14 protein-coding genes are annotated in these 13,956 nt (G+C 64.4%); 7 read left to right on the top strand and 7 right to left on the bottom strand.

The window, feature by feature from the left end; genetic code table 11:
• Nucleotides 1-89: 89 nt before the first annotated feature.
• Nucleotides 90-419 (bottom strand): DUF6949 family protein, encoded by a 330-nt coding sequence (locus GA0061098_RS37085; protein WP_018322105.1) that lies wholly within the window; start codon nucleotides 417-419, stop codon nucleotides 90-92.
• A gap of 222 nt (nucleotides 420-641) precedes the next feature.
• Here GA0061098_RS37085 and GA0061098_RS37080 point away from each other — a divergent pair, with 222 nt between their 5' ends.
• A complete protein-coding gene (locus GA0061098_RS37080) occupies nucleotides 642-1,349 on the top strand; it encodes a hypothetical protein (RefSeq protein ID WP_091966307.1) in 708 nt (235 codons plus the stop codon).
• A gap of 202 nt (nucleotides 1,350-1,551) precedes the next feature.
• On the opposite strand, the gene GA0061098_RS37075 is transcribed toward GA0061098_RS37080, so the two are convergent.
• Nucleotides 1,552-2,451 (bottom strand): AraC family transcriptional regulator, encoded by a 900-nt coding sequence (locus GA0061098_RS37075; RefSeq protein WP_245323850.1) that lies wholly within the window; start codon nucleotides 2,449-2,451, stop codon nucleotides 1,552-1,554.
• Nucleotides 2,452-2,648: 197 nt separating this feature from the next.
• Between GA0061098_RS37075 and GA0061098_RS37070 the strand changes: the two genes are divergently transcribed.
• The 3 genes from GA0061098_RS37070 (at nucleotide 2,649) to GA0061098_RS37060 (ending at nucleotide 6,382) form a co-directional block, all read left to right on the top strand.
• The gene (locus GA0061098_RS37070) at nucleotides 2,649-4,775 is read left to right on the top strand and encodes a molybdopterin-containing oxidoreductase family protein (RefSeq protein WP_091966284.1); all 2,127 of its coding nucleotides are present in this window, start codon (nucleotides 2,649-2,651) and stop codon (nucleotides 4,773-4,775) included.
• A gap of 2 nt (nucleotides 4,776-4,777) precedes the next feature.
• On the top strand, nucleotides 4,778-5,083 hold the full coding sequence (locus GA0061098_RS37065) for a ferredoxin family protein (RefSeq protein WP_091966283.1): 306 nt from the start codon (nucleotides 4,778-4,780) through the stop codon (nucleotides 5,081-5,083).
• A gap of 111 nt (nucleotides 5,084-5,194) precedes the next feature.
• Nucleotides 5,195-6,382, top strand: coding sequence for an FAD-dependent oxidoreductase (locus GA0061098_RS37060; RefSeq protein WP_245323848.1), 1,188 nt, complete (start codon nucleotides 5,195-5,197; stop codon nucleotides 6,380-6,382).
• 136 nt (nucleotides 6,383-6,518) lie between these two features.
• Here GA0061098_RS37060 and GA0061098_RS37055 read toward each other — a convergent pair whose 3' ends face one another.
• Nucleotides 6,519-6,737, bottom strand: a complete 219-nt coding sequence (locus GA0061098_RS37055; protein WP_007602550.1) for a DUF3126 family protein — start codon at nucleotides 6,735-6,737, stop codon at nucleotides 6,519-6,521.
• A gap of 157 nt (nucleotides 6,738-6,894) precedes the next feature.
• On the bottom strand, nucleotides 6,895-7,719 hold the full coding sequence (gene cysE, locus GA0061098_RS37050) for a serine O-acetyltransferase (RefSeq protein WP_091966282.1): 825 nt from the start codon (nucleotides 7,717-7,719) through the stop codon (nucleotides 6,895-6,897).
• Between the two features lie 292 nt (nucleotides 7,720-8,011).
• On the opposite strand from cysE, the gene GA0061098_RS37045 reads away from it, so the two are divergent.
• The 3 genes from GA0061098_RS37045 (at nucleotide 8,012) to GA0061098_RS37035 (ending at nucleotide 10,814) form a co-directional block, all read left to right on the top strand.
• Entirely contained in the window at nucleotides 8,012-9,388 is a 1,377-nt protein-coding gene (locus GA0061098_RS37045; protein WP_165637841.1) for a hypothetical protein, read from the top strand.
• Nucleotides 9,389-9,541: 153 nt separating this feature from the next.
• On the top strand, nucleotides 9,542-10,333 hold the full coding sequence (locus GA0061098_RS37040) for an alpha/beta fold hydrolase (RefSeq protein ID WP_091966304.1): 792 nt from the start codon (nucleotides 9,542-9,544) through the stop codon (nucleotides 10,331-10,333).
• Between the two features lie 250 nt (nucleotides 10,334-10,583).
• Nucleotides 10,584-10,814, top strand: coding sequence for a hypothetical protein (locus tag GA0061098_RS37035; RefSeq protein WP_091966281.1), 231 nt, complete (start codon nucleotides 10,584-10,586; stop codon nucleotides 10,812-10,814).
• Between the two features lie 255 nt (nucleotides 10,815-11,069).
• On the opposite strand, the gene GA0061098_RS37030 is transcribed toward GA0061098_RS37035, so the two are convergent.
• From GA0061098_RS37030 to GA0061098_RS37020, 3 genes are all read right to left on the bottom strand, one after another.
• Entirely contained in the window at nucleotides 11,070-11,396 is a 327-nt protein-coding gene (locus GA0061098_RS37030; protein ID WP_091966280.1) for a nuclear transport factor 2 family protein, read from the bottom strand.
• 537 nt (nucleotides 11,397-11,933) lie between these two features.
• Nucleotides 11,934-12,689 carry an alpha/beta fold hydrolase gene (locus GA0061098_RS37025; protein ID WP_091966279.1) on the bottom strand — a complete coding sequence of 252 codons (756 nt, stop codon included), beginning with the start codon at nucleotides 12,687-12,689 and terminating at the stop codon, nucleotides 11,934-11,936.
• A gap of 113 nt (nucleotides 12,690-12,802) precedes the next feature.
• Nucleotides 12,803-13,939 carry a hypothetical protein gene (locus tag GA0061098_RS37020; RefSeq protein ID WP_091966278.1) on the bottom strand — a complete coding sequence of 379 codons (1,137 nt, stop codon included), beginning with the start codon at nucleotides 13,937-13,939 and terminating at the stop codon, nucleotides 12,803-12,805.
• Nucleotides 13,940-13,956: the final 17 nt, after the last annotated feature.

Raw genomic sequence — 13,956 nt, 5'->3', positions numbered from 1 at the left:
GGAGGTCTCCTGTCGCGTTGAGCACTGGCATAGCCAAACGGCAGCCGCGACGCAAAGGCCCCGCGCCGGCAGCGCTCAATGCGCGGGCGTCAGCCCAGAACGCCGGCCGCGCGCAACGTCATCAGGAAGAAGGTGCCGCTCATCATGCTCCAGAAGCCGGCGATGAGGGTCGCCATCATCACGAACTCGGCACGGCGACTTTCCACGCGCATGCCGCGCAGCGTGTTGCGCATGATGATGAAGGGCGCGGCGAACACCAGGAACGGCACCGCAGCGAAGGTCTTCGGCGCCACGCCGTCCTGCAACAGGCCGAAGCCGGCGGGCCGCTGCGCCAGCGCCTGGTATCCGTTCACGAGCGCGCCCGCGAGCGCGAAGCCAATGCAGATCGAGAAGAAGGTGTTGAAAGCTTCAGGTGTCATCGGAACGGTCCGCCCTTACGCAACGCCGAGCATTCCTGTGACAAATGGAGCCGGTTAACGCTACATTATCCTTAAGGGAAGGTTAACGCCGCCGTCCTGTTCACGCAGGGCCGTCCCCGCCCCCCGCGGTCGGGAACGCTGCGCGAAATCGCCGCCGCATGGCATATTCGCCGCTGATTCGTCGGCCACCGGCCGATGTCCGGCTCGACCTCGCGCAAGCTCATGACGGTGTTTTCGGCAGCTCCCCATAGGTCCCCCCGCACGCGCACCTGGGCGCATGCCGTCCCGATCGTGCTCGGCGGCATTGCTGCGGTCTGCGCGGTCGCGCTCGTCGCCTATCTGTTGTGGCCGACCTGGGGCACCCGCGGCGCGAACGCCCCGGACAAGCTGCCGGTGAGCGTCGGCGGCACGCTGTTCAACCTGCCGGTGATGGCGATCCGCATGAAGATCCAGCGGCACTCCGGGCCGCAGGAGCGCATCGATCTCGACTTCCTCTATCCGTCTCTCGAGCCGCCCGGCGCGCCGAAGCACGTCACCGCCGACACGGTGGAAGCGGCGGTGCAATCGATCGACCGCATCTTCCTGTCGATCACAGCCCATCACGATGCGCTCTCGCCCGAGCAGCGAACGGCCACGATCTATCCGCGCTATCTCGACCAGGCCGCAGCGACGCCCGCGGACGGCCTGACGATGCGGATGTTCCGGACTGAGACCCCTTACGGCAGCGAAGACTTCTATTCCGCTGCAAGCCCCGCGCTGACCGCGCGCTGCACCCGCGATGCGGCCACCCCGGGCATGTGCCTGTCCGAGCGCCGGGTCGGCGGCGCCGACCTCACCTTCCGCTTTCCGCGCAGCTGGTTGTCGCAATGGCACGGCGTGGCCGAGGCGATGGAGAAGCTGACGGCGCAGTTGCGCGGGCCGAAGGGCTGAGCGCGGCCGCGAGATCGGCTTGCAGGCCGGGCTCAACCCCTCACCGAACAAAATCTCGAAGAACAACCCCATGCACAGTAGCCAAGTCACGGCCGTACTTCGTATTTTCAGATATTCTCTATTTCCGAATTAAAGCTTGACCCATCGGGCAAAACCCGTGGGGATCTCAAGGCCACATCATCCACACTTGATGCGGGCAGGCTCAATCCTGCCCCTTCCGCGCCCGATAAAGGCTCGGCGTCGTGCCGACCGCCTTGCGGAAGGCGCGGTTGAAATTGGCCTGCGAGGAAAATCCCGCGGCAAAGGCGATATCGACCAGCGGGCGATCGCTGGTCGATAGGAGCCGCTTGGCGAGATCGAGGCGCTGACGGCTGACATATTCGTGCGGTGCAGTTCCGGTCGCCGCCTTGAAGCTGCGGGAGAAATGCGCCGGGCTCATGCAGGCCACCGATGCGAGATCCTTCACGGTGAACTCGCGCTCGACGGATGCGTCGATGAATTCCGTGACGCGCGACAGGCGCCTCGCATCGAGCGGTTTCTGCACGGCATAGGATTGCTTCAGCCGGACTGAACTGGCGGCGTAGCTGTGCACCAGATGGGCGGACAAGGCCCGCCCCAGGCTTTCGATCAAAAGGCGGCCTGTGGAGGTCTCCTGCGCGAGCTCCGCGAGAATGCGGTCCGCGACGTGCTCGATGAACATGTCCCGATCGATCGCCTCGTAACGGATGGACATGCCCGAGGGATCGATGTCGAGATCCCTGAGCATGGTGTCGTCGAACGGCTTGCCCGGAAGAAAGAGATGCAGGCATTCCTGCATCTGGTTCTCGACGCGGATGAAGTCTTCGCGGATGCCGGCCGGGCAGAGCCAGACGGTGCCTCTCCTGCCGAAGGTGCGCTGCCGCATGCCGGCGCCTTCGCGGTCGACGACCGAACTGCCGCGCAGCAATATCGCGATCTCGGTGTCGCGCGGCAATTGCGGAGGGAGATCGCCCGGCTCATGACTCCATCGCTCGGCCAGGAGATGCCCCCACCGCCGGTCGTTGGACGTCTGGAGCATTCTGCCGGTAACATATTTATCGACAGAGTTGCCAAGCATACCCATCGGAAATCTCCGCCAGATCACGCGATGTATGGGTAGAGAGGTATTGCCGGTTCCAGCAATTAGCATGCCAGACAACCGGCAGGGCGTCCACCGGCCGAGAGCAGTCCGGGACAACAACACCGCACGTTTTGAAAAGCCAAGGCGGGTCCGGCCGCCGCATCCTTCGGACCGTCTTGAATCAGGAAGCGGAGAGATCCATGGCGAGGTCCACGGTCATAGGCGCATGCCCCCACGACTGCCCCGACACCTGCTCCATCCTGACCACGGTCGAGGACGGCAAGGCGATTGCCGTCCGCGGCAATCCCGATCACCCGTTCACGCGCGGACGGCTCTGCGTCAAGGTCAACAATTACGAGGAGCGCGTCTACAGCGACAAGCGCATCCTCCATCCGCTGAAACGGGTCGGCCCGAAGGGCTCCCGGCAATTCCAGCGGATCTCCTGGGACGAAGCCATCGACAGCATCGCATCGCGCTGGACCTCCGTGATCGCCGAGCACGGCGCGCAGGCGATCCTGCCCTACAGCTATCTGGGCACGCAGGGCATCATCAACGGGTTGAATGTCGGAGATCCCCTCTTCAACAAGCTAGGTGCGACAGTGCTGGAGCGCACGTTCTGCGACTCCGCCTCGTGCACAGCGTACATGATGACGATCGGGCACACGCCCGGCGTCGACCCCGAAAGCTTCGTGCACTCGAAATACATCATCCTGTGGGCCTGCAACACGCTGAGCACGAACTCGCATCACTGGCCGTTCATCGAGCAGGCAAAGAAGGCCGGCGCCAAGCTCGTCGTGATCGATCCCGTCCGCACCCGTACCGCGCGCCTCGCCGACTGGCACATTCCGATCCGGCCCGGCACTGACGCCGCGCTCGCGCTGGCGATGATCCACGTCATCATCAAGGAGAACCTTGTCGATCGCGACTACGTCAACAAATACACCGTTGGCTATGAGGAGCTGGCCGAGCGAGCCGCGACCTACACCCCCGAATTTGCCTCGCAGGAAACTGGCATTCCCGTCGACGACATCCTCAAGCTGGCCAGAGAATTTGCGACCACACCGCCCGCCGTCGTACGCATCGGCGTCGCGGTCGAGCGGCATGCCGGCGGCGGCCAGACCGTGCGTGCGATCGCCTGCCTTCCGGGGCTGATCGGCGCCTGGAAGCATGTCGGTGGCGGCCTGCTCCAGCTGCCAATCTGGGCCTTCCCGGTCAGATGGGACGTGCTGATGCGGCCCGATCTGCAGCCAGAGACAATGCGCGTGCTAAATTCCTGGCGGCTTGGAGCTGCGCTGACCGGCGAGCTCGGCTTCGACCCACCGGTCAAGGCGCTGTTCGTCTACAACGCCAACCCGATGGCGATGGTGAGCGAACAGGCCAAGCTCGAAAAAGGGCTCGAACGCGAGGATCTCTTCACCGTCGTCAGCGAGCACTTCCTGACCGACACCGCCAGATATGCCGACATCGTTTTGCCCGCAACCACGCAGCTCGAGCAGAAGGACATCATGTTCTCCTGGGGGCACCTTTACCTCTCCTACAACAACCAGGCGATCGCGCCGCTCGGCGAAGCCGTCTCCAACACCGAACTGTTCCGCCGCCTGGCGCGCGCAATGGGCATCACCGACCCCACTTTCTTCCGGACCGACGACGAAATCATCGAAGCTTCGCTCGACTGGAGCAGCCCGGTTCTCGAAGGCATCACGCTCGACGGCGTCAAGACCAAGGGCTATGCGCGCCTCAACATGCCGGCGCCCGCCGACTGGGCGCCGCATCGCGAGGGCAATTTCCCGACCGCCTCCGGCAAGTGCGAGTTCAAATCGACGATCGCGGGCGGCGGCAACTTCGTGGTGCCGCTGTTCCGCCAGGGCTACAACGGCGACCAGGATGCCACGCCCGTCGATCCCCTGCCCCACTACATCCCGCCGAACGAGAACCCGCGCACGGCGCCGGTGCTCGCGACGCGCTACCCGCTCAGCCTGATCTCGCCGAAGAGCCACGCCTTCCTGAACTCGAATTACGGCAATCTTCCCGCGCAAACCGCCCAGGCCGGCGAAGAACAGGCGGTGCTTCTCAATCCCGATGATGCCGCACAGCGCGGGATCGTCGCCGGCGCGCCCATTCGCGTGTTCAACGATCGGGGCTCATTCGAAGCCTTTGCGACCGTTTCGTCTGACATCATGCCTGGAGTCGTGGTGGCGCCGTCCGGTTACTGGCAGCGGTCCAATCGCAAGGGCGCGACGGTCCACGTTCTGACGCCGCCGGCGTTCGCCGACCTCGGCCGGGCCCCGACATTCTCCGACATCCTCGTCCAAGTCAGCGGGGCGTGACGATGACTTATGTGGTCACCGACAATTGCCGGGGATGCCGATACACCGAATGCGTCACGGTGTGTCCCGTCGAGTGTTTTCACCTCGATGACTCCATGACCTATATCGATCCGGAAAACTGCATCGACTGCGGCGGCTGCGCGCCGGCCTGCCCGGTCGGTGCGATCGAGCCCGACTATCGCCTCGCAGCCGACAAGAAATTCTGGATCGACGTCAACCGCAGGCGCGCCGCCGAAACTCCCGTCATCAGCGCGCGCCTGGTGCCTCTGCCGGGCGCCGACGAGCGCCGCCTGGCGCTCGGCCGATGACGGGCGGGACGCGCGTCGCCGTCGTCGGCAGCGGACCGAGCGGCTTCTACACGGCCGAGGCCCTCTTGCGTTCCGGTACATCTGTGACGGTTGACATGTTCACGGCTCCCGGTGCCGTACGGGCTGGTGCGGTTCGGCGTCGCGCCCGACCACCCGAAGCTCAAGCAGGTGACGGCAGCGTTCGACCGCATCGCCGCCATGCCCGGCTTTCGCTTCATCGGCGGTGTCACGGTCGGAGACGATGTCACGGTCGACGAGCTGCGTGAGGCCTATGACGCCGTCGTGTTGGCAACGGGCGCCGAACTGAGCCGGCCGCTGGGCATTCCGGGCGAGGCTCTGCCCGGGAGCCACAGCGCCGGCGATTTCGTCGCGTGGTACAACGGACACCCCGATTTCGCCGATCTCAGCTTCAATCTCGACCATGAGGCGGCAATCATCATCGGTCACGGCAATGTCGCACTCGACGTCGCACGCATTCTCGCCAAGACCGCCGACGAGCTGCGACAGACCGATATCGCGCGCCACGCGCTCGAGGTGCTGGCGGCGAGCCGGATTCGCGAGATCTCCATCGTCGGCCGCGGCGGACCGGTGCAGGCCAAATTCAGCGCCAAGGAATTGCGCGATTTCCTCGAATTGAAGTCATGCGACACGCTCGTCAACGACCGCGATGTCACACCGAAGGACTTCGAACCGCAGCATCCCGCAGATCCGGAGCTGGTCGAGAAGCTGTCGCTGCTGCGCGGATTTTCGCAGCAGACCGCGACCAGGCCGCGCCGCTGTGTCTTTCGATTTGGCTTCTCGCCCTTCGCGATCCACGGACGAGACCGGGTGGAGACCCTCTCGGTGACGCACCGGTCCGGCGCCGTCGAGGACATCGCCGGCGGCCTCGTGTTCGGCAGCGTCGGCCGCAGGACGGCGCCCGTCACCGGCGTGCCCTACGACACACATCGCGGCGTTCATGCCAACGCCAATGGACGTGTCACGAACGGGCATTGCATGATCGAGGGCCTCTATGCCTGCGGATGGAGCAAGCGCGGTCCGAACGGCACGATCGGCACCAATCGCGGCTGCGGCATCGCCACGGCAGAGGCCGTGCTGGCGGATCTTGCGCATCGGCGAGCGCGCCCGGACACGCCGGATGCGCTGCTGGCACGCGTCGTCGGCCGCGTCACCCGCGTCGTGAGCTATCCGGACTGGATGGTGATCGATACTGCCGAGAAATCCAGGGGAGCCCTGCTCGGCAAGCCGCGGGAAAAATTCGTCACAATCCCCGACATGCTCGCAGCGGTGGGCGCGTAACCCCGGAATCGATCGCGCCACCGGACCGCGCTAAAGCGCGATGCGATCAGGATGAATCGTCATCGCGCTTTAGGTTGTTGTTTAAGCATGATCTTTTCGGAAAACCGCTGCGCAATTTTCCGGACCACGCTCGCATCTATTCCTGATCGACGAGATCGTCCTCGAGGATCGCCATCTGGAACTGGAACGAGCGATCGTCGTCCTCGTCGTCGACGAAGAGCACGCCGATGAATTCCTCGCCGATATAGACTTCGGCGGAATCGTCCTTCTTCGGCCGCGGCACGACGCGGATCTTGGGATTGCCGAATACGCGCTTCAAATACGCATCTAACTTTCTGACTTCTTTGACGTCCACGGCAAGTCTCCGATCGAAAATGGTCGGCGGGTTTTAGGACGAGACGCGACGAACCGCCAGCATGAATTGCCAAAGAATTTGGGGATCGAAAGGGCCGGAAAACCGCCCCTTTTCGCCTTCAAAATCAGGTCTTAAAGCCCCAAGTCTCCCCCAAGTCTCAAAGCCCCATCGCGTTGATCATCTGATCCATGGTGCGCGACGGTTCGGCGCAGCCGGCCTCGCCGACGACCTTGGCAGGCACGCCCGCGACGGTGACGTTGTGCGGCACGGGCTTGACCACGACCGAGCCGGCGGCGATGCGCGCGCAATGGCCGATCTCGATGTTGCCGAGGATCTTTGCGCCGGCGCCGATCAGCACGCCATGGCGGATCTTCGGATGACGGTCCTCGTTCTCCTTGCCGGTGCCGCCGAGCGTCACGCCGTGCAGGATCGAGACGTCGTCCTCGATCAACGCCGTCTCACCGCAGACGAAGCCGGTGGCATGGTCGAGGAAGATGCCGCGGCCGATGCGCGCGGCGGGATTGATGTCGGTCTGGAACACCGCGGAGGCGCGGCTCTGCAGGTAATACGCAAAATCCTTGCGGCCCTTCAGCCAGAGCCAGTGCGCCAGGCGATGGGTCTGGATGGCGTGAAAGCCCTTGAAGTAGAGCAAGGGATCGATGAAGCGCGAGGTCGCGGGATCGCGATCGTAGACGGCCACGAGATCGGCGCGGAAGGCGTTGCCGAGATCGGGATCGTCGCGCAGCGCCTCGCCATAGGTCTGGCGCACGAGGTCGCCCGACAGCGCGGAGTGATCGAGCCGGTCGGCGACGCGGTGGATCACCGAATCTTCCAGGCGGCTGTGATGCAGCACCGTCGAATAGATGAAGGTCGCAAGCTCGGGCTCGCGACGGACGATGTCCTCCGCTTCGCCCCGGATCCGGTCCCAGATCGGATCGAGCGATGCGAGCTTTCCTCCCGGATTGACCTGATGCACTGCCATGGATTTGCTCTTTGGGATTTGCTCTTTCGAGTGGGCTCGTTTTGCCGGCTTTATAGCATAGTCTAAGCGACGAAGTCCTGAACCGGCTTGCCTGAGAGTGAACAGCGCCTTGCCCTGCCAAAGCATGCCAAGACGTTGAAACACAACAGTTTCTTCGAAGCCCCCAAGCGGCAAGGTCGGCTCAAAGTGGTCAGAGTTTTGCCAAATTCAAGTCGGGCGGCGTCAAACTATTGGTGAATTCTCTCCCGACCGTTATTGCGAGCATGGTTCGGGGCGAGGACGGGGAACAAATTTGAGCATCACCACCGATCAATTGCGCGCGCGCGCCGCGGGCTCGCTTTGGCTGCGTCTGGCGGCGGTGGCCCTGCCCCTCCTGATGATCGCGCCGGCATTCTGGAACGGCTACCCGCTGTTGCAATGGGATACCGGCGGCTATCTGGCGCGCTGGTACGAGGGGTATCTCGTCCCCAGCCGCTCCACGGTGTTCGGCCTCTACCTGCACTATGGCGAAAGTTTTGGTTTCTGGATCAACCTCGCGGTCCAGTCGCTGGCGACGCTGTGGCTGCTGCAGCTCACCCTGCGCGTGCTCTCGATGATGCAGACCTTCCGCTTCGTCGCGATCAGCCTTGGCCTGATCCTGTCGACCGCGCTGCCCTGGCTTGCGAGCATGCTGCTCACCGACATCTTTGCAGGACTCTCGATCCTGTCGCTGTTCCTGCTGGTCGTCGGCGCAAGCCGAACCTCGGCGCTCGAGAAAATCTCGCTGTTCGTCTTCACCGCCTTTGCCGCCGCCACCCACAGCGCCACGCTCGGCGTGCTGCTCGGTCTTTGCGTCGCGGGCTGGATGGCACGGCCGTTTCTGAGGGAGCGCCTACCGCTTGCGGGATTGGCGCAGGCCAGCCTCACCATCGTTGCGGGCGGCCTGATGCTGGTCTCGGCGAATTATGCGCTGTCCGGCAAGCTGGCCTGGACGCCCGGCGGTTACGGCGTCGCCTTCGGCCGCATGATGCAGGACGGCATCGTCGCGCGTTACCTCAGCGATCATTGCCTCCGCGAACGCTACAAGCTGTGTCCGTATCGCAATGAGCTGCCGGCGACGGCAGATGAGTTCCTGTGGGGCAAGAGCATGTTCAACACGCTCGGCCGCTTCGACGGCATGAACGAGGAGATGGGCTACATCGTCGTGCAGTCGCTCAAAGATTATCCGGCCTGGCAGGCCGGCGCGGCGCTGCGGGCGATGGGCCAGCAATTGCTGCATGTCGCGACCGGCGAAGGCACCAATGGCTGGATCCCGCACACCCGTGGCATCATCGAGCGCTACGTCCCCGCGCAGGCCGCGCCGATGCGCTCCGCGCGACAGCAGAATTGGCAGCTCGACTTCACCGCCATCAACTGGCTGCACGTGCCGGTGGCGCTGGCCTCGATGCTGGCGCTGGTCGCGCTGCTCGGCCATGCGCTCGCGAACCGCCGGCTCGACGAGCTGACGCTGCTGGCGGCGACCGTGACGCTAGCGCTGCTCGGCAACGCCTTCATCTGCGCCGTCATCTCAGGCCCGCACGACCGCTACGGCGCGCGGATGGCATGGGTCGCCACCTTCGTGGTGCTGACGGCGCTGGCGCGCCGTTTTGGCGAAACTGATCCGTCAAGACCGGATCATCGCCACTCCTAGATGGCCGGGCTTTTCTGGTCCACTTGCGTAGACAAGGCGATGGTCGGCATGCCCGCCGCACTCGACAGCCTGGATCACCTCGCTTTTATCTTCGGCTGCTCTTCGCCGTGCCCGAGAAACGTGTCCGCAAAACCCCGTCCAAGGAGAACTAGCATGCCCTATGTCACGTCCGCAGACGGCACCCAGATTGCCTACTCCATCGACGGCGGCGGTCCGGCGGTCATCCTTACCACCGGCTCGCTCGATGACGGCAGCGAGAACGCGCGACTTGCAACAGAACTCAGCCGTTGGTTCCGCGTAGTAAATTATGCGCGGCGCGGTCGCGGCGAGAGTGGTGACGGGCGCGAATATTCAGTTGCCCGCGAGATCGAGGACATCGCCGCGCTCATCGACGCGGCGGGCGGCCGTGCCGCGCTCTACGGCGTGTCGACCGGCGGCGCCCTGGCCCTCGAGACGGCTGCCACATTGCGGTCCATCGAAGCGGTCGCAGTCTATGAAGTGCCCTACGACCTCGCGCCGGAGACGCCGCAACAGCAGCGGGACTATGTGGCCGAGCTCGACAGACGACTGTCGGCGGGGCGGCGCGGCGACGCCGTAGCACTGTTCATGGAGCTCGCCGGAAGTTCGGCTGAAGAGATCGCCGGCGCTCGCGCGCATCCGGTCTGGGCAAGTCTCGAGCGGATAGCGCATACGCTGGCCTACGACGCTGCCGTGCTGGGGACGCGCCAAGCCCCGTTGGAACGTTTCGCGCGCCTTCACCAGCCGGTGCTGGTTGCTACGGGCGGCAGCATCCCCCCGTTCGAAGGGGCGGCCGACGCGCTCGCGGACGCGATCCCCCGGGCGCAGCGAGAGGTGCTCACCGGTCAGGGCCACGTGGTGGACCCGGCCGTGATGGCAGCAGAACTAAAGGCGTTTTTCGAGGAGACGGTTAGGCGGGCCATGTAGCCAGTGCCCCGTCAGATCGCTACTTGCGCGGCGAGCTTCGCCGCGCTGGTTTTCGAGGGTGCGGTATCAATGTCCGCAGTTTGCCCTTGCTGACGTCCCTGCCCGCCTTGAGCTGCGGTCCGACCGACCGCCCTTAGTGGACTTCATCGAGCGGCTGGCGCCGGAATTCCCAACTGTTCCCAGGAACAAAATTTAATTTATTTAATTTATTTAATGTGATTTAATTGCCCTACCCTCCGGAGAAACTGCAATGCCAGACCAGGACGACGACCGACGGGAGTTCTTGAAGACCTGCGGAAAGTTCGCCGCCGTGACGCCGCCGACCATCACCCTTTTGCTATCAACGTCCCTCGCGTCCAACGCGATTGCACAGTCTGGCGCGGGGGCTGTCCACCACGACCATCAGCACCATGGCAACAATGGCTGGGGCAACGGCGGCCGCGATGGCAGCCCCAACGGGAAGAACGATGGAGGCCGCTGAGCCGACGCGCGACCTCCGGAAGGAGACACAATGCAGCCCAGGCGCCGCGACGTAGATTGGCACTTCGCCTCCACGATCGTCTCGTTGATATGGCTAGCGATCTTGGCTGCCGCGCTTATAGCGGTGCTCCTCCGAGCCCAATCATGAACGCACAGGCCGAAGGGCCGTTATTTTCCCGCGCGGAAAGGACCGAGAGCCTGGGAGAGGCATCAGCTCGAATCCCATTGACCGGGAACTGGCGCCTTTTATCGCCCGTCAGTTTGCAGGTCCGCAGGTATGCACCGCTACCTGGCCAGCGGCGTTGAACTTCAAGACCGCGCTGACCAGGCCTTCGGGCACGATGTAAGAGATCAGCGCTCCCTCTTCGGCCTGCTGTAAGTTGTCGAGCTTCGACGCAGGATATTGGATCATCCGATCGACCCAATAGGCGCGATGACCTTCGGGCCCTGTAATGGTCTTCGTGCAACCGCAGCCGCAGACGATGACCGCATCTTCAGCGTACATCCTCAAGATCGTGTCGACATCGCCGGCGCGGTAGGCGTCTAACCAATCGACCGCCGCAGCCATCGCGTCAAAGGACATACAAGCACCTCCATGCCAAAATCGAGATTTGGCCGGGTACCAGCTAAGTCTCGCTTTCGTGAATTTTGGTGTTCTCGCCAGGTTAGGACCATATGCTGAAAGTCATAGCCCAACGGTGGAACGGTTGGACGGGTATCCTGTTTTCCCGCCGCCCATTCCCTAGGGCAACGCAGTCGGCCCGAGCCTCATCACGCGCCCGAAGCTGGTGCCTCCCGTGGGTCCCCAAGAGCGGCTTTTGGAGCGGGAGGCGTCAATGAAGGAGTCTTGCGCCATCCTTTTGGCCCAACAGCTGAACGACCTCTCTTCCCGACTGTCAGAACTGGAAGACCTCCGCCTTCGAGTCGAAGAAGCGGAGCGACGCGCCGAGGCTGTGCATAGATTACAGTCGCCTCCGAAGACTTAGCCGCCTCACGCGGGGCAGCATCTTATGTGCAGGCGCCCCTGGTTCGCGCCGACCTGAAAGGAGCAGGCAGCCCTTTGGGATGGAACATTTCAGGATAGCTGGGCAACAACCTCGTCGCCTCAGACGACATGGCCTCAGCCGCGGCGTGACAGAAAATCGAGCACGCCGTTCTTGTAGACCTTGTCGCCGACCGCGCGCATGTGGTCACGGTTCGGAATGTCGAGCACTTCGGAGCCGGGGATGATGGCACCGAGCGCGCTGGCACTTCCTGCGACGTCGTCGGTCGAGCCGACCGCGATCAGCACCGGCAAGTCGATGCGCGCGGCTTCGTCGCGGGTCATGAGGTCGCGCGTGCCGCGCAGGCAGGCGGCGAGCGCACGGTGATCGGAGCGAGTCTGGTCGGCGAACGCACGGAAGGTGCGGCCGACGGGATCGGTGACGTCATCCAGCGAGGGCGCCTCCAGCGCCTTGGCGACGTTCTCGCCGGGGCCGGTGCCTTCGATCAGCCCGCCGATGCCGATGCCGCCGAGGATCGCCGAGCGCAGGCGTTGCGGCTCGTTGAGGGAGAGCCACGCCGCCATCCGTCCGCCCATCGAATAACCCATGATGTCGGCCTGCGGGATGGCGAGATGATCCATCAGCGCGAGCACGTCGCCGGCCATGGTCGGGATCGAATACTGCGCGGGCTCGTAGAGCTTTGCGCTTTCGCCATGGCCGCGATTGTCGAGCGCAATCACGCGGCGGCCGTTCTTGCGCAGCTCCGAGACCCAGGTCGGATAGACCCAGTTCACGTTCTTGCTCGAGGCGAAGCCGTGCACCAGGATGATCGGATCGCCCTCGCCTTCATCGAGATAGGCAATTTCAACGGCGCCGTTGTGAAAGCTCGGCATCAGCAGTTCCGCGGGTCTGGAGGGGAATGGTTGATCTTAGAGCACGATCCGGAAATGTGTGCAGCGGTTTTCCGTCAACATCATGCTCAAACAATAGCCCGAAGCGCCGCACCTCAGGCCGTGACGGCCGCGTTGGCCAGAGCAGCTTCTGCGGCGATCTGGGCACGGCGCAGCCGCCGCGCCCGTTTGCGATCGCACCAGGCCTGGGTGAGGCGCTCGGTGGTCGCCTTGATGGAGGAGAGAAGGCCGAACAGCGTCAGCGCCGCACTGAGCAGCCAGAGCGCCAGATTGAACGCGCCGCCGATCAGCAGCAGAGCGCCCCGGCCGAGCAGCTTCATGACCGCGCGCGTCTTGCTGCCTTGCGCTTCGGCCAGCCGCGCCGCGCGCGCGACGTCCTTCGGACCTTCGGCGATGCGCAGCGTATCCATCGCCCCGCGCGTGCCGGTCTTCTCGGCGACACGGGTGACGTCCTTGCCGAGCCGAACCAGCGCACCGGCCTTCTCGGCCCGGAACGCGGCCTTGATCGCGCTGACGGTCTCGCCCGGCCGCAGCACCGAGCCTGATACCACCGCATTCCGCAGCGCCGGCGTGTCGACGACCTCGCGCGCGGACCGGCCGGCCCAGACGGCGAGCCCCTCGCCGAGCCGCCCGACTTTGCGCGCATCCTTCACCAGCGTCAGTCCGGCGCGCACCGGCGCCGCGCCACCGACGGACACGTAGGTCGCCGCCGTCACCGCAAGTCCGGCCGCCGCAAGCCCGAGCACGAGCCGGTCGGTGTCCTCGCCCATGGCCAGATGCTTGCCCTCGCGCACCACGTCCCTGATGTCGCCGATCACGAAGAGATCGCCCGCCACCGTCCCCGAGAGGCTCGCGACATCGTCGGCATTGCCGGTGACGAGGCCGGTGGCGAATCGTTTGGCGAAATGCGAGGTGGAACCTTGGGCTTTGACCGCGTCACTGACGCGGCTCAGGAGGTCGTCAGGCAGTGCGAGGTTGCGGTCACGCGCCAGCGCGACGAAACTGTCGGCGAGATCGGCATCATCAGCGGCGAGCGCGGCCTCGATATTGTCCTGAACCAGGCGATCGTTCTGCCGCAGCACTTGATCGAGCTTGAGTTCGGAGAGCGCGGCCGGATCATCCTGGGCGGCGAGGATCGCGCCGGCCTCGCGGGCGTGCGGTGCTACCTGCGCGAGCATGAAGCCGCACGCGGCGATACCGGTCAAAGCTGTGGTGATTCGCAGCCACTTCATGTGGAAAGCCTGGGCGG

This window comes from Bradyrhizobium shewense, from assembly GCF_900094605.1.
GTDB lineage: Bacteria > Pseudomonadota > Alphaproteobacteria > Rhizobiales > Xanthobacteraceae > Bradyrhizobium > Bradyrhizobium shewense.
The sequence above is the reverse complement of the archived record's forward strand: the minus strand, read 5'-3'. Positions and strand labels throughout refer to the sequence as shown.

Excerpts from the sequence above, each read along its gene's own strand:
- GA0061098_RS37085 (WP_018322105.1), bottom strand. The coding sequence starts at position 419 with ATGACACCTGAAGCTTTCAACACCTTCTTCTCGATCTGCATTGGCTTC.
- GA0061098_RS37080 (WP_091966307.1), top strand. The coding sequence starts at position 642 with ATGACGGTGTTTTCGGCAGCTCCCCATAGGTCCCCCCGCACGCGCACC.
- GA0061098_RS37075 (WP_245323850.1), bottom strand. The coding sequence starts at position 2,451 with ATGGGTATGCTTGGCAACTCTGTCGATAAATATGTTACCGGCAGAATG.
- GA0061098_RS37070 (WP_091966284.1), top strand. The coding sequence starts at position 2,649 with ATGGCGAGGTCCACGGTCATAGGCGCATGCCCCCACGACTGCCCCGAC.
- GA0061098_RS37065 (WP_091966283.1), top strand. The coding sequence starts at position 4,778 with ATGACTTATGTGGTCACCGACAATTGCCGGGGATGCCGATACACCGAA.
- cysE (WP_091966282.1), bottom strand. The coding sequence starts at position 7,719 with ATGGCAGTGCATCAGGTCAATCCGGGAGGAAAGCTCGCATCGCTCGAT.
- GA0061098_RS37040 (WP_091966304.1), top strand. The coding sequence starts at position 9,542 with ATGCCCTATGTCACGTCCGCAGACGGCACCCAGATTGCCTACTCCATC.
- GA0061098_RS37035 (WP_091966281.1), top strand. The coding sequence starts at position 10,584 with ATGCCAGACCAGGACGACGACCGACGGGAGTTCTTGAAGACCTGCGGA.
- GA0061098_RS37030 (WP_091966280.1), bottom strand. The coding sequence starts at position 11,396 with ATGTCCTTTGACGCGATGGCTGCGGCGGTCGATTGGTTAGACGCCTAC.
- GA0061098_RS37025 (WP_091966279.1), bottom strand. The coding sequence starts at position 12,689 with ATGCCGAGCTTTCACAACGGCGCCGTTGAAATTGCCTATCTCGATGAA.
- GA0061098_RS37020 (WP_091966278.1), bottom strand. The coding sequence starts at position 13,939 with ATGAAGTGGCTGCGAATCACCACAGCTTTGACCGGTATCGCCGCGTGC.